The organism is Microcella humidisoli, from assembly GCF_024362325.1.
GTDB lineage: Bacteria > Actinomycetota > Actinomycetes > Actinomycetales > Microbacteriaceae > Microcella > Microcella humidisoli.
The window spans coordinates 98792-118287 of the sequence record NZ_CP101497.1 but is presented as its reverse complement, the minus strand read 5'-3'; the positions used below and the strand labels follow the sequence as shown (position 1 = coordinate 118287).

15 protein-coding genes are annotated in these 19496 nt (G+C 71.0%); 12 read left to right on the top strand and 3 right to left on the bottom strand.

The window, feature by feature from the left end; translation table 11 throughout:
- The first annotated feature begins 67 nt into the window (after positions 1-67).
- The 3 genes from NNL39_RS00480 to NNL39_RS00470 all read left to right on the top strand — a co-directional run bounded on the left by NNL39_RS00480 (position 68) and on the right by NNL39_RS00470 (position 5975).
- Positions 68-2320 carry a transglutaminase domain-containing protein gene (locus NNL39_RS00480; protein ID WP_255159766.1) on the top strand — a complete coding sequence of 751 codons (2253 nt, stop codon included), beginning with the start codon at positions 68-70 and terminating at the stop codon, positions 2318-2320.
- Complete coding sequence (locus tag NNL39_RS00475; protein ID WP_255159765.1) at positions 2317-3225, top strand: zinc-ribbon domain-containing protein; 909 nt, start codon at positions 2317-2319, stop codon at positions 3223-3225. Before NNL39_RS00480 ends, NNL39_RS00475 begins: the two co-directional genes overlap by 4 nt.
- 101 nt (positions 3226-3326) lie before the next feature.
- Positions 3327-5975 (top strand): FtsK/SpoIIIE domain-containing protein, encoded by a 2649-nt coding sequence (locus NNL39_RS00470; RefSeq protein ID WP_255159764.1) that lies wholly within the window; start codon positions 3327-3329, stop codon positions 5973-5975.
- A gap of 28 nt (positions 5976-6003) precedes the next feature.
- On the opposite strand, the gene ald is transcribed toward NNL39_RS00470, so the two are convergent.
- Complete coding sequence (ald, locus tag NNL39_RS00465) at positions 6004-7119, bottom strand: alanine dehydrogenase (protein ID WP_255159763.1); 1116 nt, start codon at positions 7117-7119, stop codon at positions 6004-6006.
- A gap of 255 nt (positions 7120-7374) precedes the next feature.
- On the opposite strand from ald, the gene NNL39_RS00460 reads away from it, so the two are divergent.
- From NNL39_RS00460 to NNL39_RS00445, 4 genes are read left to right on the top strand one after another with little or no spacing between them, the layout of a single operon-like run.
- Entirely contained in the window at positions 7375-8583 is a 1209-nt protein-coding gene (locus tag NNL39_RS00460; RefSeq protein ID WP_255159762.1) for an ABC transporter substrate-binding protein, read from the top strand.
- A gap of 29 nt (positions 8584-8612) precedes the next feature.
- Entirely contained in the window at positions 8613-9833 is a 1221-nt protein-coding gene (locus NNL39_RS00455) for an ABC transporter ATP-binding protein (RefSeq protein ID WP_255159761.1), read from the top strand.
- 3 nt (positions 9834-9836) lie between these two features.
- Entirely contained in the window at positions 9837-10748 is a 912-nt protein-coding gene (locus tag NNL39_RS00450) for an ABC transporter permease (RefSeq protein WP_255159760.1), read from the top strand.
- A 38-nt stretch (positions 10749-10786) separates the two neighbouring features.
- Entirely contained in the window at positions 10787-11542 is a 756-nt protein-coding gene (locus NNL39_RS00445; protein WP_407665177.1) for an ABC transporter permease, read from the top strand.
- A gap of 27 nt (positions 11543-11569) precedes the next feature.
- Here NNL39_RS00445 and NNL39_RS00440 read toward each other — a convergent pair whose 3' ends face one another.
- The gene (locus tag NNL39_RS00440) at positions 11570-12550 is read right to left on the bottom strand and encodes an asparaginase (RefSeq protein ID WP_255159758.1); all 981 of its coding nucleotides are present in this window, start codon (positions 12548-12550) and stop codon (positions 11570-11572) included.
- Between the two features lie 8 nt (positions 12551-12558).
- Positions 12559-13932, bottom strand: coding sequence for a 4-aminobutyrate--2-oxoglutarate transaminase (gene gabT / locus NNL39_RS00435; RefSeq protein WP_255159757.1), 1374 nt, complete (start codon positions 13930-13932; stop codon positions 12559-12561).
- Positions 13933-13989: 57 nt separating this feature from the next.
- Between gabT and NNL39_RS00430 the strand changes: the two genes are divergently transcribed.
- The 5 genes from NNL39_RS00430 (at position 13990) to ispG (ending at position 19211) form a co-directional block, all read left to right on the top strand.
- A complete protein-coding gene (locus tag NNL39_RS00430) occupies positions 13990-14478 on the top strand; it encodes an OsmC family protein (RefSeq protein ID WP_407665126.1) in 489 nt (162 codons plus the stop codon).
- 54 nt (positions 14479-14532) lie between these two features.
- Positions 14533-15480 carry an FKBP-type peptidyl-prolyl cis-trans isomerase gene (locus tag NNL39_RS00425; RefSeq protein ID WP_255159756.1) on the top strand — a complete coding sequence of 316 codons (948 nt, stop codon included), beginning with the start codon at positions 14533-14535 and terminating at the stop codon, positions 15478-15480.
- A 49-nt stretch (positions 15481-15529) separates the two neighbouring features.
- Positions 15530-16609: a 1-deoxy-D-xylulose-5-phosphate reductoisomerase gene (gene dxr / locus NNL39_RS00420; protein WP_255159755.1), complete on the top strand. Its 1080-nt coding sequence runs from the start codon at positions 15530-15532 to the stop codon at positions 16607-16609.
- Positions 16610-16683: 74 nt separating this feature from the next.
- Positions 16684-18009, top strand: a complete 1326-nt coding sequence (locus NNL39_RS00415) for a M50 family metallopeptidase (protein ID WP_255159754.1) — start codon at positions 16684-16686, stop codon at positions 18007-18009.
- 53 nt (positions 18010-18062) lie between these two features.
- The gene (ispG, locus tag NNL39_RS00410) at positions 18063-19211 is read left to right on the top strand and encodes a flavodoxin-dependent (E)-4-hydroxy-3-methylbut-2-enyl-diphosphate synthase (RefSeq protein WP_255159753.1); all 1149 of its coding nucleotides are present in this window, start codon (positions 18063-18065) and stop codon (positions 19209-19211) included.
- Positions 19212-19496 lie beyond the last annotated feature (285 nt).

Genomic DNA, 19496 nt, shown 5'->3' with positions numbered 1-19496 from the left:
CCGGCGCCCCGCCGCGCGCCGTCCCGTCGTCCGTCGTGCGCCGCGCCCCCGCGCCTCGCGTGCCGTCATGACCACGGCGACCGCGTTCACGCTCGTCGCCTGGACGGTCGTCGCCGTCGTGCTCTGGCCGATCTACCGCGACCCCGCGTTCGTCGTGCTCGCGGTCGTCTCGATCGGGCTCGGATGCGCGCTCGCCCTGGCCGGGGCGATCGCGCGTTGGCCCGCCTGGGGCACCGCGCTCGCCGTGCTCGCGGCCTTCACCGTATTCGGGGTTCCCCTCGCGGTGCCGAGCCGCACCGTCTACGGCGTCCTGCCCGAACCGGCGGGACTGCTCGACCTCTTCGCCGGCGTCGCGCTCGGCTGGCGGCAGCTCATCACGATCGACCTGCCTGTGGGCTCCTATCAGGCGCTGCTCGTTCCCGCGTTCGTGCTGCTGCTGATCGGTCCGGTGCTCACGCTCACGATCGCGGTGCGCGCGGTTCGCGGCGAGCTCGCGGCCATCGTGCCTCTCGCCGCCTTCCCGATCGCCGTCGCGCTCGGGCCCCAGCAGCCGCTGCTGCCGATCTCGACGGCGATCGCCCTCGCCACCACCCTGCTGCTCTGGATGGCGGTCTGGCGACGCCACCGGCGGGCGGCCGCCGTCGGCGCCGCGGCGGCGGGCGACTCGCGCTGGCTCGGGGCTCGGGCCCTCGCGTCCGGCGTGGCGCTGCTGCTCGTCGCCGGCGGAGTGGGGGCCGCGACGGTCGCCGCGGTGCCGCCCACCAGTGATCGCACGGTGCTGCGCACGAACGCCGAGCGTCCCTTCGACCCGCTCGACGAGCCCAGCCCGCTCGCCGCCTATCGCGCATCGTTCGACCCCGCGATCGCGGATGATGCGGCGCTCACCGTGACGGGCGCGCCCGCTGGAGCGCGCATCCGCCTCGCCGTGCTCGATAGCTACGACGGCACCGTCTTCGCCGTCGGCAGCGATCTCGTCGACAGCGAGTCCGGCCGATTCGTGCGCATCCCGACGCGGCGCGACCTGACCGGGGTCGACGGCGATCGCGTCACCGCGACCCTGACCGTGCAGCGCGGCACCGGGGTCTGGTTGCCGTCCATCGGCGACTTCGGGGCCATCAGCATCGCGGGCGAGGACGCCGCCGACCTGCGCGACCGCTTCGTCTACAACGCTGTCACAGGCACGGCGGCCTTCGTCGGGGGAGTGCCCGTGGGGCTCGAGTACACGATCGACGCGGTGCTGCCGCCGCGGCCGGTCGAGAGCCTCGCTGACGCGGCCCCCGGATCCGCGGCGGTGCCCGCGATCACGGCCATCCCCGAAGCCCTCAGTACGTGGCTCGGCGACGTCGTCGCCGGCGTCGAGGGCTCGGGCCCGCGTTTGCAGCGAGCGCTCGATACTCTGCGCGAGCAGGGCTACCTCAGCAACGGGGTGGCCGACGACGAGCCCCCCAGCCGATCGGGCCACTCGGTCGAGCGCATCGAGCAGCTCGTGCTCGACCGGCCCATGATCGGCGATGCCGAGCAGTACGCCGTCGCGGCCGCGCTCATCGCGCGCGAGCTCGGGTTTCCCTCCCGCGTCGTGCTGGGCTTCGGGCCGATCGACGAGAGCGGTACGACGACGTTCGTCGAGCGCGACCGCACCGCGTGGGTCGAGGTGTCGACCGCCGGCTCGGGCTGGGTCGCCGTCGATGTCGTGCCCGAGCGCCGCGAGATCCCGCCGACCGAGCCCGACGAGCCCGTGCCGGTCGCGCGTCCCCAGAACGCTGTGCCGCCGCCGGTCGACGACCCGCCCCCGCTGGAGGAGCTCGCGCCGCCCGAGATCGAGCAGCTCGACGACCCCGCGATCGATCCCTTCTGGCAGGCCGTGCTCGCCGTGCTCTCCGTCGTCGGGCCGGTGCTGCTCATCGCGGGCCTCATCGCCTCGCCGCTCATGGGCATCGCGGCCGCGAAGCTGCGTCGGCGCCGTCGTCGCCGCACCGCGAGCGATCCGGCCGCGCGCATCCTCGGCGGATGGCGCGACGTCACCGACGAGGCGATCGACTTCGGTGTGGCGCTGCCGCAGTCGGCAACGCGCTCCGAGGTCGCCGCGGTCATCGGGCGTCCGCAGGCCATGGTGCTCGCCCGCGTCGCCGATCGTGCGGTGTACGCGCCCGAGGCGCCGGAATCGGCGGAAGCCGAGCGAGTGTGGGCGACGGCCGACGCGGTGCGGGCATCCCTCGCCGAAGGGCGCACCCGCCGGGAGCGCTGGCGGGCGGCGATCTCGCCCCGATCGCTGCGCCGGTATCCTGAACGGCGACGGACGACGGGGGGTCGGGCATCGTGACGTGCCAGCACTGCGGGGCAGCGCTGCCGCCGTTCGCCCTGTTCTGCGGGGAATGCGGGCGGTCTGTCTCGGCCCCGGCCGTCGTTCCTCCCGTCGTCGAGCGGCCCGCGGCGCCTGTCACGGCGCCGCTGCCGGTGCCGGTGGCCTCGCCGGATGCGGTGCCGTGGTCGGTCGACGGACCGTTGTCGATCGACTCTCCCGCTGCGGCCGAGGCGCCGACGCCCCCCGTGGCGGCGGTCGCGCCCGCGCGTGACGCCGACCCGAGCCCGTGCCCGATGTGCGGGGCCGCGCGCGAGCCGGACGATCGCTACTGCGCCGAGTGCGGTTCGCCGCTGCCGGGCGACACCCGCATCATCGAGCCGATCATCGCGTTGCGGCCGGAGCCTGAGCTGGAGCCTGAGCTGGAGCCGGAGCCGGAGCCGGAGCCGGAGCCTGTGCCGCAGCCGCAGCCTCAGCCTCAGCCTCAGCCCCAGCCGGTGCCGCAGCCCCAGCCGCCCGCCCCGCCGGTCGCTGTCGAGCCGGCACCCGTGCCCGTACCCGACGTGGAGAGCACCCGGATTGTGCCGCGCGGCACGGGTGGGGCGCGGTTCGTGCTGCAGTTCAGCACGGGCGAGAGCTATACGGTGCTCGGCTCCGGGCTCGCCGGGCGCAATCCGCGCCCCGAGCCCGGCGAGTACGTCGACCACCTCGTCGTGATCGCCGATCCGGGGAGATCGGTCTCGAAGACGCACTTCGAGTTCGGGCAGGAAGCAGGGGTGTTCTGGGTCAGTGACCGTCACTCCGGCAACGGATCCGTCATCCGCGAGCCGGGCACAGACGCCCGGCCGTGCGAGCCGGGGCGCCGCTACCCGGTCGTGCGTGGCACGCGCATCGACATCGGCGAGCAGTTCGTCGTCGTGAGCTGAGCTCGGCGCCACCCTCCTCCCCACCTGTCCACGCGTTCGGGCAGCCCGCCCTCAGGGCAGTCGGCCGCGGCCGTGGTTGCGTGATGTGCTGTGCTCGGCCGATGCATCGACTTCCCCCGCTCCCGTCGCCGCCGCGCCCTCCCGTGCGCCCGCCGTTTCCCGTCATCGCCGTCGTGGCCCCGCTCGTGGGCGCGGTCGTCATCGGTCTCGTGACGGGCTCGCCTTTCGTGCTGCTGTTCGCCGTGCTGAGTCCGCTCATCGCGATCGCGACCGTGCTCGACGGTCGGCGTCAGGCGCGCCGAGCCGTGCGCGACGAATCGGCCCGTTTCGCGCGCGAGTGCCTCGAGTACGAGCAGGCCGTGCTCGTCGCCCATGCCGACGAACGAGCCGACCTCGATGCGCGCCATCCTCTCGGCCCGGCCGCCGATCCTGATGATCGGGGCGCCGTGCGTCTCGGCACGGCCCCCGCTCCGAGCGCCATGGCTCCGGATGCGCCGCCGTCGAGCGGCGACCCGGTGGTCGACGAGCGGCTGCGGGGCCTGCTCGATCGAGCCCACCGCCACCCCGCGCTCCCGGTGCTTCTTCCTCGAGGACCGCTCCTGCTGCAGGGTACGGGCGCAGTCGCCGAGTCGCTCGCGCGTCGCCTGCAGGCAGAGCCAGGGGTCGTGCTCGAGCGCGTCGCTCCCGCCGATGCGTGCCCCGCGACGGCCACGGTCCTGCGCGTGCACTCGGCGACGCGCGTCGTGCTGCACCGTCCGGGTGGTGAGCCCATCGTTGTGCGCCCCGAGCTCGTCAGCGTCCGTCAGCTCGATCAGCACACGGCGTCGCGATCGACGACGGCCGGTCCGCCGCCGCGCGTCGCGTGGAGCGAGCTCGCGCTCCGTGCCGCCGCAGAGCACGTCGAGGGCGTGCCGATCGGGCTCGACGGCTCCGGCGCGGTCGGCATCGACCTCGAACGCGTGGGGCCGCACGCGCTCGTCGGCGGCACGACCGGCAGCGGCAAGAGCGAGTTCCTCCGCGCCCTCGCGCTGAGCTGGGCGGCGCGCCTCCCGCCGAGCGCGGTGCACCTGCTCTTCGTCGACTTCAAGGGCGGTGCCACGTTCGCGGGCCTCACGCGGTTGCCGCATGTCATCGGGCTCGTCACTGATCTCGACCCGCTCGTCGCGCAACGCACCCTGCTGAGTCTGCGCGCCGAACTGCGGCGACGCGAGCGCGTGCTGGTCGACGCCGGGTTGCGCGACGTCGCGCAGCGCCCTGACGTGCTCGCGCGGCTCGTGGTGCTCGTCGACGAATTCGCCGCGCTCATCGACGCGTTCCCCGAGTTGCACGCTCCGTTCGCCGACCTGTCGGCGCGCGGACGCTCTCTCGGCGTGCACCTCGTGCTCGGCACCCAGCATCCCGCCGGTGCTGTGCGGGATGCGGTCGCGGCGAACTGCGCGCTGCGCATCGCGTTCCGGCTCTCGGCCTCGGCGGCCACCGGCTTCATCGGTCGCCACGCTGCGGAGGTCGCGAGCGCGCCGCCTGGTCGTGCGCTCGTGATCGATGCGGACGGAGCGCGAGCGGTGCAGGTGGCCGTCGTGGACGATGCCGACATCGTCGCGGTGCAGGAGCGCTGGGCCTCGCAGCCGCCAATCCAGTCGCCGTGGCTGCCCCCGTTGCCGGAGCGCATCGATCGTGCGGAGCTTGCGGCATTCCTGGCAGCGCCCCACCCAGACCCGCCGCGTCGAGGGGACGACCGGAATCCCATCACCCCGGCGCTCTCCGGGGCCCTGCCCGCGCTCGCGTTCGGCCTGCTCGACGAGCCGTCAGAGCTGCGCCAGCGTGCGGCTCTGCATGAGCCAGCGAGCGGCGGATCGCTCGCCGTCGCCGGGGCGCCCCGCAGCGGGCGCACAACAGCGCTGATCGCGCTCCGGGATGCGGCGCTCGAGGCCGCGTGCGGCGTCGTGGTGCTGCCGACGTCGGTCGCCGACGCGTGGTGCCTGCTCGAGCAGCTTGCAGAGCAGCCGCCCACCGCCGCACTGCTGCTCGCCGATGACCTCGACCTGCTGCTTGCCGACGCAGGCGAGCTCGCGGCCGAGCTGCTGCAGCGGTGGGACGCCGCCGTGCGCGCGATCCGGCGGGTCGGTGGGGGAGCGGTCGCCGCTGTCGGTGCCGCATCGTCTGCGCGGTCGATGCTCGGCACGCGCTTCGAGTCCCGGTTGCTGCTGCGGGCCGTCGATGCTGACGATCATCAGCTGTCCGGGGCCCCGCGGGGTCTCTTCGACCGCGCTGCGCCCCCCGGGCGCGGCTGGTGGCACGACGTTCACGTGCAGGTACTGGATGCGGGGGAGGGCGTGCTGCGTCCAGACCGCGTCGTCGTGCCGGAGTGGGTACCGACGGCGGCCGACGCGCTCGTCGTCTCGCGGCGGCCAGCGGCCGTCGCGGACGCGCTCCGAGCCGCGCACCCGGGGCACCGCATCGAGCGCGACGCCGCGGCCGCCCGTGAGGCCGAGGGAGGCGCCACGATCGAGCTCGCACCGCGACTGATCATCGCCGATCCCGATGCGTGGCATGCGGCGTGGGCGCCCTTCACCGCGGCACGGCGCACCACGACGGTCGTCCTCGCCCAGGCCGAGTCGGCCGATGCGCGAGCGCTGCTCGGCGTGCGCGCGACGCTACCGCCCCTCGATCCCGGCTGCGGTGACGTGTGGGTGCTCGAGCCGGGGGAGGGCGTCGTGCGCCGTCGGTGGCCAGGGCTCGCCGCGGGCTGACGGTCGAGGTGTCAGCCCGCGGACGAGGTCAGGCGAGCGCGCTGGCGAGCGGCACGGAGTCGAGCCCGTGTGCGGTCGCGACCGCCTCGTTGGTCACCGAACCCGCGTGGGTGTTGAGCCCGAGGGCGAGCGAGCCGTCGGCCTGCAGAGCGGTCTTCCAGCTGTGGTTCGCGATGGCCCGCACGTAGGGCATCGTGGCATTCGTGAGCGCGTAGGTCGACGTCGTGGGCACCGCGCCGGGCATGTTCGCCACGCAGTAGAAGATGCTGTCGTGCACGCGGAAGGTGGGGTCGGCGTGCGTCGTGGGCCGGGTGTCGGCGAAGCAGCCGCCCTGGTCGACCGCGATGTCGACGAGCACGCTGCCCGGCTTCATGCGCGAGACGAGGTCGTTGCTCACGAGCTTCGGAGCCTTGGCCCCGGGGATGAGCACCGAGCCGATGAGCATGTCGGCCTGCACGGCCGCTTTCTCGATCTCGTAGCCGTTCGACGCGATCGTGCGGATGCGCCCGCTGTAGAGGGCGTCGAGCTCGCGGAGTCGCTGGATGTTGGTGTCGAGCACGGTGACCTCCGCGCCGAGGCCCACGGCCATGGCGACAGCGTTGGTACCGGCCACGCCACCGCCGAGCACGACGATGTTCGCCGGGTCGGTGCCGGGCACCCCGGGCACGAGCAGTCCGGGGCCGCCGTTCGGGCGCATCATCGCGTTCGCGCCGACGATGGGGGCGAGTCGGCCCGCGACCTCGCTCATCGGTGCCAGCAGCGGCAGGGCGCGCGAAGGCAACTGCACGGTCTCGTAGGCGATCGCCGTGACGTGCTTGTCGAGCAGAGCGTGCGTGAGCTCTTTCTCGGCGGCGAGGTGCAGGTAGGTGAAGAGCAGCATTCCCGGGCGGAAGTGCTCGTACTCCGACTCGATCGGTTCCTTCACCTTCAGAAGGAGGTCGGCCTCGCCCCACGCGGTGGCCGCGTCGGCGACGATGCGGGCACCCTGAGCGGCGTATTCGTCATCGGTGATCGATGATCCGAGCCCGGCGCCCGCCTGCACGAGCACCTCGTGGCCGTTGGCCACCAGGTCGTGCACGCCTGCGGGCGTGATGGCGACGCGGTACTCGTTGTTCTTGACCTCGGCCGGAACGGCGATTCTCATCAGTTCTCCTCGCGATGGACGCGCGAGCGGGAATCGACACCGCCGCGCTGCGTTGCGGCACCAGCGTAGCGGCTTCAGGCAATGGATTCCGCACTCTTTTTTGCCTGGAAGTGCTGATTTCGTGACATTTGTGTTTCAGGATGGATGAATCGAGCGTTCGGGGGTGCGATGCGGCCATCGCGTGTGACAGTATCGACGCACCGTCCGCGCGCGGTTCGGACACTGACGTACCGGCAATCGACTGAGGAGCACGCCATGACCCGTCCCCTTCCCGAAGACCCGATGATCCGCAGCCTCATCGCGCAGGCGAAGCGGGCGCAGCTCACGCGCCGCACGATGCTCGCCGGCACGGGGGCCGGTGCCACGGCTCTCGCCCTTGCCGCCTGCACGACCGGTGGGTCGACCGAGCTCAACCCCGCCGAGGACCAGTCGGCCACCGACAAGACGCTCAACTGGGCGAACTGGCCCTTCTACATCGACGAGGACGACGAGGGCAACTACCCGACCCTGCTCGCCTTCCAGGACCAGTTGGGCATCGAGGTCAACTACCTCGTGACGGTCGACGACAACAACTCGTACTTCGCGACGGTGCGCGACCAGCTCGCCCTCGGCCAAGACATCGGCGCCGACACCGTGTGCCTCACCGACTGGATGGTGAACCGCTGGATCCAGCTCGGCTACACGCAGCCGCTGAACAAGGACAACATCCCCAACGCCGCGAACCTCGTCGAGAGCCTGCAGAACCCGCAGTTCGACCCGGGCCGCGTGCACTCTCTGCCGTGGCAGGGCGGCTTCGCCGGCGTGTGCTACAACACCGAGGAGACCGCCGAGGTGCGGTCGGTGAGCGACCTGTGGCGCCCCGACCTCGAGGGTCGCGTCGGTGTGCTCTCCGAGATGCGCGACACGATCGGTGTCATCATGCTCGAGAACGGCGTCGACATCTCGGGCGACTTCACGGCCGACGAATTCAATGCCGCGCTCGACATCTTCCGCGAGAAGGTGGAGTCGGGCCAGGTGCGCAACGTGCGCGGCAACGCCTACACCGAAGACCTCGTCAACGGCGACACGCTCGCGGCGATCTGCTGGTCCGGCGACATCACGGTGCTGAACGCCGAAGCGGGATACGAGAAGTGGAAGTTCCTGCTCCCTGAGGGCGGCGCGACGCTGTGGAACGACAACTTCCTCATCCCGATCGGCTCGCCGCGCAAGACCAACGCCGAGACGCTCATCAACTACTACTACGAGCCCGAGGTCGCCGCCGAGGTCGCGGCGTGGGTGAACTACATCACTCCCGTCGCCGGTGCCAAGGAGGCGGCTGTCGCGATCGACCCCGAGCTCGCCGAGAACCAGCTCATCTTCCCGTCCGACGAGACCCTCGCGCAGTCCAAGATCTTCCGCGGCCTCACGGCGCAGGAGGAGAACGAGTACCAGGCGGCCTTCCAGGCCATCCTGCTCGGCGCCTGATCACCCCCACGAGAAGGAGTACCACCGAGGTGACGAACACTGATGTTCCGCAGGGTGGATTCGCCGAGGCTGGTGCCGACCTCGAACTGGTCGGCATCACCAAGCGCTTCCCCGGCTTCACGGCGATCGAAGAGCTCGACCTGACCATTCCGGCAGGATCGTTCTTCGCGCTGCTGGGGCCCTCCGGGTGCGGCAAGACGACCACCCTGCGGCTCATCGCCGGTCTAGAGGAGCCCACCGCGGGCCGCATCCTCATCGGCGGCAAAGACGTCACCTCGACGAAGGCGTTCCAGCGCCCCGTCAACACGGTGTTCCAGAGCTATGCCCTGTTCCCGCACATGACGATCCTCGAGAACGTCTCGTTCGGGCTCAAGCGGCGCGGCATCAAGAACGCCCAGGCGCTCGCGCATGAGGCGCTGCAGCTCGTCGAGCTCGACCACGTCGCGGGCCGCAAGCCCACGCAGCTCTCGGGCGGCCAGCAGCAGCGCGTCGCGCTCGCGCGCGCTGTCGTCAACCGCCCGGCGCTCCTGCTGCTCGACGAGCCACTCGGCGCGCTCGACCTCAAGCTGCGGCGCCAGATGCAGGTCGAGCTCAAAGACATCCAGAGCGAGGTCGGGCTCACCTTCCTGCACGTGACCCACGACCAGGAGGAGGCCATGACCATGGCCGACACCGTCGCGGTCATGAACAAGGGCCGCATCGAGCAGATGGGTGCGCCGCAAGAGCTGTACGAGCTGCCCCACACGGCGTTCGTCGCCAAGTTCCTCGGCCAGTCGAACCTGTTCTCGGGCGACGTCGTCTCGAGCTCGAGCACCTCGATGGTGGTCGACGCCGCTGGCACGAAGATCGAGGTGCCGCTCGCGCGCGCGCAACGGCACAGCGGGCACGTCACGGTCGGAGTCCGCCCGGAGAAGGTGTCGCTGCACGACGCCGAGCCGACGGCCGCCTCGGGTCGCAACGTCATCGGCCCCGGCCGTATCACCGACGTCTCGTTCAGCGGCGTCAGCACGCAGTACGAGGTCACCGTGCCGCACCACGGCGCGATCACGGTGTTCGTGCAGAACACGTCGATCTCGTCCCTGCACCACGACGGCGACGCGGTCTGGCTGAGCTGGGCCGTCGATCACGCGTTCGGTCTCGCCGACGAGGCCGAGGGCGCGCCCGTCTCGCGGTTCCATGCCGACCTCGACACGTCGATGATCGCCGTGCAGTCGCGCAAGGACCTCGAAGCGGAACTCGAGGAGGCCTAGGCCATGGCCTTCACCGCCTTCTCGAGCTCTACGGCGGCGGTCGAGCCGGTCGCGCGGCGCAAGAGCCCCATCGCGCTCTTCCTGCTGCTGCCCGGCATCTTCTACCTCATCCTCTTCTTCGTCACGCCGCTGATCTCGCTCATCATCACGAGCCTGCAAGCGCCCGACCCGCTGCTCTTCGGGCAGTACGTCAACGCCTTCAACTGGCAGAACTATGTGACGGTCATCGAGACCTACGGCGAGCAGGCCGTGCGCTCGGCGGGCTATGCCGCGCTCGCGACCCTGTTCGCGCTGCTGATCGGCTTCCCGCTCGCGTACTTCATCGGCATCACGCTGCGGCCGTATCCGCTGCTGCAGTCGCTCGCGCTCGTACTCGTCATCGCGCCGTTCTTTATCTCGTTCCTGCTGCGCACGCTGGCCTGGAAGCAGATCTTCTCGACCGAGGGGCCCATCTCGGGCATCCTGTCGTCGATCGGCATCCTCGGCCCGGGTGAGGCGATCACCGGCACGGCCTTCTCGGTCATCTTCGGCCTGACGTACAACTTCATCCCGTTCATGACGCTGCCGATCTACGCGACCCTCGTGTCGCTCGACCTGCGGCTGCTCGAGGCGGGTAATGACTTGTACGGCAGCCCGGCGACGACGTTCCGCACCGTGACGCTCCCGCTCTCCGCGGCCGGCGTCATGTCGGGCACGCTGCTCACCTTCATCCCCGCTGCGGGCGACTACATCAACGCCTCGCGTGAGTTCCTCGGCTCTGCCGACACGACCATGATCGGCAACGTGATCGAGACCAACTTCCTCGTGCTGCAGAACTTCCCCGCGGCGGCCGCGCTCTCGCTGCTGCTCATGGCGTTCATCCTCGTGCTCGTCGCGCTCTACGTGAAGCGCAGCGGAACGGAGGAGCTGCTGTGAGGGGCTTCGGCAAGTACGCCATCTGGGTCTACTCGGCGATGGCGTTCATCTTCCTGCTCATCCCGATCGCGTACACGATCGCGTTCTCATTCAACGACTCGCGGCGCACCAACATCATCTGGTCGGGCTTCACCTTCGAGAACTGGTTCACGGTCTGCGAGGCGCAGACCGTCTGCCAGGCCTTCGGCAACAGTGTGCTGATCGGTGTCGTCGCGACGCTGCTCGCGACGACGCTTGGCACGATGATCGCGCTCGCGCTCGTGCGCTACCGGTTCCGGTTCCGCAACGCCACGACGCTGCTCATCTTCCTGCCGATGACGACTCCCGAGGTCGTGCTCGGCGCAGGCCTCGCCGCCCAGTTCCTGCAGGCGGGCGTTCCGAAGGGCATCGGCACGATCATCCTGGCCCACACGCTGTTCTGCCTGAGCTTCGTCGTCGTGACGGTGCGGGCGCGCGTCGCAAGCCTCGATCCCGCGCTCGAGGAGGCCGGTCGCGATCTCTACGGCAACCCGACCCAGGTGTTCTGGCGCATCACGTTCCCGATGCTGCTGCCGGGCATCGTCGCGGCCGCGCTGCTGTCGTTCGCGTTGAGCTTCGATGACTTCATCATCACGAACTTCAACCGCGGCGCCGACGTGACCTTCCCGAGCTACGTCTACACGGCGGCGGCGCGCGGAATCCCGGCAGAGGCGAACGTCATCGCCTCGGCGGTGTTCTTCCTCGCGATCGCCCTCGTGCTCATCGCCCAGCTCACGGCGGCCGCGCGCCGCCGCCAGCTCGCGAAGGCAGGCTGACCGACAGGGTGGGATGCGCGCTGCGCGTCAGTCGATGCTGACGAGCAGCGCGCCCACCTCGTCGTCGCCCGCGAGCACGCGCTCGCTCGTGAGTGCGATGAGCTCGTGCGCGAGTTCGGTGGGGATTCCGCCCGCGGCCGCGAGCAGTGCGAGCGCCACGGGGGTGGTCGCGCGCATCGAGCCGTCGAGCACCTTGACGGCCACGGCCATGCCGTCGGGCGTGCCGATGACGACGAGCCCTTCGGCGCCGAGCTTGGCAATGCCGCCCAGGCGCTCGATGACGACGGTGTTGGCCCGGCCCGGGCCGTCGATCGCCCACGGCTCGGCGCGCACGGCGGCCATGACGCGCCCGGCTTCGGCGCTCTGCCCGCTCGCGACGCGCGCGATCGCCAGGGCGAGCCCCGCGAGCGAGGTGGCGTGCAGCGGTGCCGCGCAGCCGTCGTGCCCGTCGTGGTGCACGGCTTCGCCTGTGAGCCGCTCGACGGCGGCCGTGATCTGCGACTGCACGGGGTGGTCGAGTTCGAGGTAGTGCGCGGGGTCGCCACCGACCGCATCACTTGCCCGCAGCATGCCCGCGTGCTTGCCCGAGCAGTTCATCGTGAGTCGGCTCGGCCCCAGGCCCTGCGCCTGTCGTGCGGCGCGCTCTGCACCGCCGAGCGGCCACTGGGCCGGGCACTGCAGGGCGCTCGAATCGCGCCCGTCGTCGCGCAGCATCCGCTCGACAACCGCGACGTGATCGGGGCTGCCGCAGTGGCTCGCAAGCGCGAGCACGAGCTCGTCGTCGGCGAATTCTGCGCCGAGCTCGAGCATCGCGATCGCCTGCACGGGCTTGAGCGTCGAGCGCGGGTAGATCGTCGCGCGCACGTCGCCGACCGCGCGCAGGACGCGACCCGAGGCGTCGACGACCGCGGCCGCGCCGAGGTGCCGCGACTCGATGAGCCCCGAGCGCTCGATGCGAGCCAATTCGACGACGCCGTCGACGTCGAGCGGTCGTGCCCGGCCGGCCACGCGGTGCGTCAGGCCGAGAGCGCCGCGTCGAGCACGCCGACCGCCTCGCGCAGCAGCTCGTCGCTGATGGTGAGGGCGGGCAGGAACCGGATGACGTTGCCGTAGGTGCCCGCGCTCAGCAGCAGCACGCCCTGCTGGGCGGCGGCGGCGACGGCGCGCGACACGATCGCGGCGTCGGGCTCGTGGGTCTCGGGGTCGACGAACTCGATCGCGAGCATGGCGCCCATGCCGCGCACGTCGCCGATGCTCGGGTGCTTCGCCTGCAGCTCGAGCAGCAGGGGCTTCAGCACCGATTCGATGCGCTTCGCCTGACCGAGCAGGTCGCGCTGCTCGATCTGCTCGAACACGGCGATCGCGGCCGCGCACGCCACGGGGTTGCCCCCGTAGGTGCCGCCGAGGCCGCCGGCGTGCGAGCTGTCCATGATCTCGGCGCGGCCGACGACGCCCGCGAGCACCATGCCGCCCGCGATGCCCTTCGCCGTCGTGATCATGTCGGGGACGAGGCCGAAGTGCTCGCTCGCGTAGTAGGCGCCCGTGCGGGCGACACCCGACTGCACCTCGTCGGCGATGAAGACGACGCCGTTGGCGGTGCACCACTCCTGCAGGGCGACGAGGTAGCCCTCGGCGGGCACGATGAAGCCGCCCTCGCCCTGCACGGGCTCGGCGACGAGGCACGCGAGGTCGGCGGCGCCGACGCGCTTCTCGAGGTACGAGATCGTGCGCTTCGCGGCCTCGGCGCCCGAGAGGCCGTCGTGGAAGGGGTACGAGCTGGGGGCGTGGTAGATGTTGCTCGCGAACGGCCCGAAGCCCAGGTTGTAGGGCATGGCCTTGAAGTTCATGGCCATCGTGAGGTTGGTGCGGCCGTGGTAGCCGTGGTCGAGCACCGCGACGCCGGCGCGGCCGGTGTGCTTGCGGGCGATCTTCACGGCGTTCTCGAGGGCCTCGGCGCCCGAGTTGACGAGCACGACCTTCTTCGCGTGATCGCCGGGCGTGTGCTGCACGAGCAGCTCGGCGACGCGCACGTAGGGCTCGTAGGGCGTCACGGTGAAGAGCGTGTGCGTCACCTTGGCGACCTGCTCCTGCACAGCGGCGACGACCGCGTCGTTGGTGTGGCCGACGCCCATGACGCCGATGCCGCCGCCGAGGTCGATGAAGTGGTTGCCGTCGACGTCGACGACGATCGCGTCATGCGCGCGGTCGATGTAGACCGGCAGCGCGGTGCCGACGCCCGCGCTCACCACGGCGAGCCGGCGCTCGTGCAGCGCCTGCGAGGCCGGGCCGGGGATCGCGGTGACGATGTGGCGCTCCTGCGCGATGGGCGCGGAGGCGGGGGCGGAGCCCTCGAATGACGGGGCTGCGGGCGCAGAAAGAGTGTCAGTCATGGTGGGATGAGTGTACTCCCGGCCCCTCGCAGGCGGCTGGGTGCGAGAGGAGTCCGCATGGTGCACGATCAGCACGGCTACGCCGTCGAGGTGCAGTGGACGGGCAACCGGGGCGAGGGCACGGCGACGTACCGCTCCTACGGTCGCGACCACCGCATCCGAGCCGACGGCAAGCAGCACGAGATCGCCGGATCGAGCGATCGGGTGTTCCGCGGCGATGCCGATCGCTGGAACCCCGAGGAGCTCGTGATCGCCGCGCTCGCGCAGTGCCACATGCTCAGCTATCTGCACGTCGCCGCGGTCAACGGCATCGTCGTCGTCGACTATCGCGATGCGGCGAGCGGCACGCTGCAACAGGAGGGCGACGGAGGCCGGCTCATCGAGGCGACGCTGCGGCCGGTCGTGACGCTCTCGGCCCATCACGACGACGAGGATGCGCGCCGGGCCGAGGCGCTGCACCATCGGGCGAGCGAGCTGTGCTTCATCGCGAACTCGGTGAGCTTCCCCGTGCGGCACGAACCGCGCACACTCCGAGCGGAGTCCTAGGGGAGGCGTGGGAGGATAGGGACTTCGTGCCCGTTCCACCGTGAGGATCCTCCCGTGCGCCGCAGCTCTTCGACCATCGCCCTCGGCCTCAGTGCCGGACTGCTCGTCTCGCTCGCCGCGTGCGCTCCCGCGAGCACGACGGCCGACGCCGACTGCCTCCCCTCCGGCGCGGCAGCGGACGCCGTGAGCGTCGACGGCGCCTTCGGCAGCGCGCCCGTCACCGAGTTCGAGGCCCCGCTGAGCGCCGAGTCGACCGAGCGTCGCGTGCTCGAGGCCGGCGAGGGCGATGCCGCCGCCAACGGCGACACCATCGTGTTCGAGTACACGCTCTACAACGGCGAGACGGGCGCCGAGATCGAGACCACGGGCTTCGGCGGCGCGACGCCGGCGACCTTCACGATCGACACCGAGAGCGAGCAGTTCGTCGGCATCTCGCAGGCGCTCGAGTGCTCGACGCCGGGCAGCCGCCTGGCGATCGTCGTGCCGCCTGCCGATGGATTCGGCGCCGAGGGTGTTCCCGCGCTCGAGCTCTCGGGCACCGAGTCGCTGCTCTTCGTCATCGACGTCATCGAGGTCGAGGCCCCGCCGGAGCCCGTCGTTCCCGGCGAGTGGACCTCGGGGGTGCCCGAGATCGATCTCGGAGCGACGCCGCCTGTCGTGACGCTGCCCGAGGGCGGCGCGCCCGACGAGCTGCTGCTCGCCGTGCTCGAACAGGGCGACGGCGACGTCGTGGCCGCCGACTCGACCGTGCTCGTCGACTACCAGGGCACGAGCTGGCAGACCGGCGAGGTCTTCGACCAGAGCTACGGCGCCTCGCCCGCCACCTTCCCGGTCACGGGCGTCATCCAGGGCTTCTCGGCTGCGCTCATCGGCCAGCAGGTCGGCACGACGCTCGTCGTGACGATCCCCGCCGAGTTCGCCTACGGTCCCGACCCCGAGGCGCACCCGCTCGGCGGGCAAGACCTGCTGTTCCTCGTCTCGATCATCGAGATCGTCGAATAGGTCGTCCGCGGCGCGGGATGCCCGCCCGCCGTCCGGCATGATGAGAACCATGCGCGACGTCATCGTTCTGGGTTCCACGGGCTCGATCGGCGTGCAGGCGCTCGAGGTCATCGCCGCCAACCCCGAGCGGTTCCGCGTCGTCGGGCTCGCAGCGGGCCGCAACCGCGAGCTCGTCGAGGCCCAGGCGCGCGCCCACTCCGTGGAGCACGTCGCCCTCGGCGCCGAGGCCGCGGCCCAGCTCGTGCGCGACGTGCACTGCGATGTGGTGCTCAACGGCATCACCGGGTCGGTCGGTCTCGCGCCGACCCTCGCGGCGCTGCAGGCGGGGCGCATCCTGGCGCTCGCGAACAAGGAGAGCCTGATCGTGGGCGGGTCGCTCGTCACGAGCCTCGCGGCGCCCGGGCAGATCGTGCCGGTCGACAGCGAGCACTCGGCGATCGCCCAGGCGCTGCTCGCGGGCGAGCGCCACGAGGTGCGCAGGCTCGTGCTGACGGCGAGCGGCGGGCCATTCCGCGGACGCTCGCGGGCATCGCTCGCCGGCGTGACGCCGGCCGAGGCGCTCGCGCACCCGACGTGGGACATGGGCACCGTCATCACGACCAACTCGTCGACGCTCGTGAACAAGGGACTCGAGGTCATCGAAGCCCACTTGCTGTTCGATGTGCCCTACGACCGCATCGAGGTCACCGTGCACCCGCAGTCGATCGTGCACTCCATGGTCGAGTTCGTCGATGGGTCGACGATCGCGCAGTGCTCGCCGCCCGACATGCGGCTGCCGATCTCGCTCGGGCTCGACTGGCCGCACCGCGTCGCGGGCGCGGGGGCCCCGCTCGACTGGAGCACCGCATCCACCTGGACCTTCGCCCCGCTCGATGACGAGGCGTTCCCGGCGGTCGCTCTCGCCAAGCACGTGGGGGAGGCGGGCGAGACCTTCCCCGCAGTGTTCAACGCCGCGAACGAGCAGGCCGTGCACGCCTTCCACGCCGGGTCGATCGGCTATCTCGACATCGTCGACACCGTGCGCGCCGTCGTCGACCGCCACGAGCCGCTCGCGATGACGCTCGAGGGCGTGCTCGAGGCCGAGGCGTGGGCGCGCCGGGAGGCCGACGCGCTCATCGCGGCGCAGTAGGCCCGACGCGCTCATCGCCGCCTCGTAGCCTCCGCCCAGCGCCCGCTGGGCGCCCGGCACTAGAGTGACCGCTCGTGGAGACCGTGCTGCTGTACATCGTCGGAATCCTCGTGGTGGTCGTCGGGCTCATCGTCTCGATCGCCCTGCACGAGCTCGGCCACTTCGTGCCCGCGAAGCTCTTCGGCGTTCGCGTCGGCCAGTTCATGATCGGGTTCGGGCGCACGATGGTCTCGTGGCGTCGGGGCGAAACCGAGTACGGGTTCAAGTGGATTCCGCTGGGCGGCTACATCTCGATGGCGGGCATGTACCCGCCCATGGCGGGCCGCGCCGCCCGCGCGGCGTCGACCGGGTTCTTCGAGACGCTCGTGCAGGACGCGCGCAGCGCCTCGGCCGACACGATTCCCGAGGGCGAAGAGCACCGCACCTTCTACCGACTCGCGGTGTGGAAGCGCGTCGTCATCATGCTCGGCGGTCCGTTCATGAACCTCCTCATCGCGATCGTGCTCTACGCCGTCGTGCTCATGGGCTTCGGGGTCGCACAGCCGTCGACGACCCTCGGCAGCGTCAACGAGTGCGTGCTGCCCGCGACGAGTGAGCGGCAGGAGTGCGCGCCCGGTGATCCGCTCGCCCCCGGCGCCGAGGCGGGCCTGCAGCCGGGCGATCGCATCGTCGCGATCGACGGTCAGCCGATCGAATCGTGGGATGCCGTGCTCGCGGTCGTGCGCGACGCGGCCGGCCGCTCGCTCGCCGTCGAGGTCGAGCGCGACGGCGCCGCGGTGCGCACGAGCGTCACGCCCCTCCTGACCGAGCGCTACGTCGTCGACGAGCGCGGACGCGTCGTCGAGGGTGCCGACGGCGAGGCCCGGACGCAGCAGGTCGGGTTCATCGGCATCGCGCCCGCCTACGAGACCGTGCAGCAGCCCGTCACGGCCGTGCTGCCCGCCGTCGGCGACAACGTCTCCGCCGTCGTCGGCATCATCCTCAATCTGCCGCAGCGCATGATCGACGTCGCGGCGGCGGCCTTCGGGTCCGAGGAGCGCGACCCGAACGGACCGATCAGCGTCGTGGGCGTCGGCCGGATCGCGGGCGAGATCGCGAGCATCGACACGATCCCGGTCGTCGAGCGCGTCTCGTTCCTCACCGGGCTCATCGCGTCGCTCAACGTGGCGCTCTTCGTGTTCAACCTCATCCCGCTGCTGCCGCTCGACGGTGGTCACGTCGCGGGGGCGCTGTGGGAAGGTCTGCGGCGCTGGTTCGCGAAGCTGCGGGGCAAGCCCGACCCGGGCCCGATCGACACGGCAAAGCTCGTGCCGGTGACCCTCGCGGTCGTGCTCGTACTCGGTGTGATGAGCGCGCTGCTCATCTACGCCGACATCGTCAAGCCCGTCACGCTGTTCTAGCGGGTAGCGCTCCTGACGAGACGAGTTCAGGCGCGGGTCGTACACTGGGCATCGTGCCCGCTGTGAATCTCGGAATGCCCAAGGTCCCTGAGACCCTCGCCCCTCGCCGCAAGACCCGCCAGATCAAGGTCGGCAAGGTCATGGTGGGCAGCGACCACCAGGTGAGCGTCCAGTCGATGACGACGACGCCCACGACCGACATCAACGCGACGCTGCAGCAGATCGCCGAGCTCACCGCGACGGGATGCGACATCGTGCGCGTCGCCGTGCCGAGCCAGGACGACGCGGATGTGCTTCACATCATCGCGAAGAAGAGCCAGATCCCGGTCATCGCCGACATCCACTTCCAGCCGAAGTACGTCTACCAGGCGATCGATGCCGGCTGCGCTGCGGTGCGCGTGAACCCGGGCAACATCCGCAAGTTCGACGACCAGGTCGCCGAGATCGCCAAGCGGGCGAAAGACGCCGGCGTGAGCATCCGCATCGGCGTCAACGCCGGCTCGCTCGACCCGCGCCTGCTGCAGAAGTACGGCAAGCCGACCGCCGAGGCCCTCGTCGAGAGCGCCGTCTGGGAGGCGAGCCTGTTCGAAGAGCACGACTTCCACGACTTCAAGATCTCGGTCAAGCACAACGACCCCATCGTGATGGTCAAGGCCTACCGCCAGCTCGCTGAGCGGGGCGACTGGCCCCTGCACCTCGGGGTCACCGAGGCCGGGCCTGCCTTCCAGGGCACGATCAAGAGTGCGACGGCGTTCGGCATCCTGCTGAGCGAGGGCATCGGCGACACTATCCGCGTCTCGCTGTCGGCCCCGCCGGCAGAAGAGGTGAAGGTGGGGCTCAAGATTCTCGAGAGCCTCAACCTGCGCGAGCGCAAGCTCGAGATCGTCTCGTGCCCCTCGTGCGGGCGCGCCCAGGTCGACGTCTACACCCTCGCGGAAGACGTCACGAAGGGCCTCGAGGGCATGACCGTGCCGCTGCGCGTGGCGGTCATGGGCTGCGTCGTCAACGGTCCCGGTGAGGCGCGCGAAGCCGACCTCGGGGTCGCCTCGGGCAACGGTAAGGGTCAGATCTTCGTGAAGGGCGAGGTCATCAAGACCGTGCCCGAGAACGAGATCGTCGCGACGCTCATCGAAGAAGCGAACCGCCTCGCGGCGTCGATGCCGGATGCTCCGGTCGGCGAGCCGCAGGTCGTCACGGCCTGACCCGCGGCGTTCGTGAGGGAGGGTGTCCCCCCATCGGGGGACTGACCCCCGCGACGGACCCGTCAGTACGCTGGCACCATCGGCCGGGGGAGCCGACTGACAGCACCGGGGGGCGGTGCACGATCCGCATCGGATCGCTCAGGGGGGCTCTTCCGTCGTGCGGGTTTCCCGTCGTGCGAGTCTTCGCGAGACGGGAAGGGCCTGCGAGCGATCCAAGCCCCCCTTGCCATCGCTCGCAGGCCTGTTTCCATTCTGGCCCCCAAACGGGGGGCATGGCGACCACCA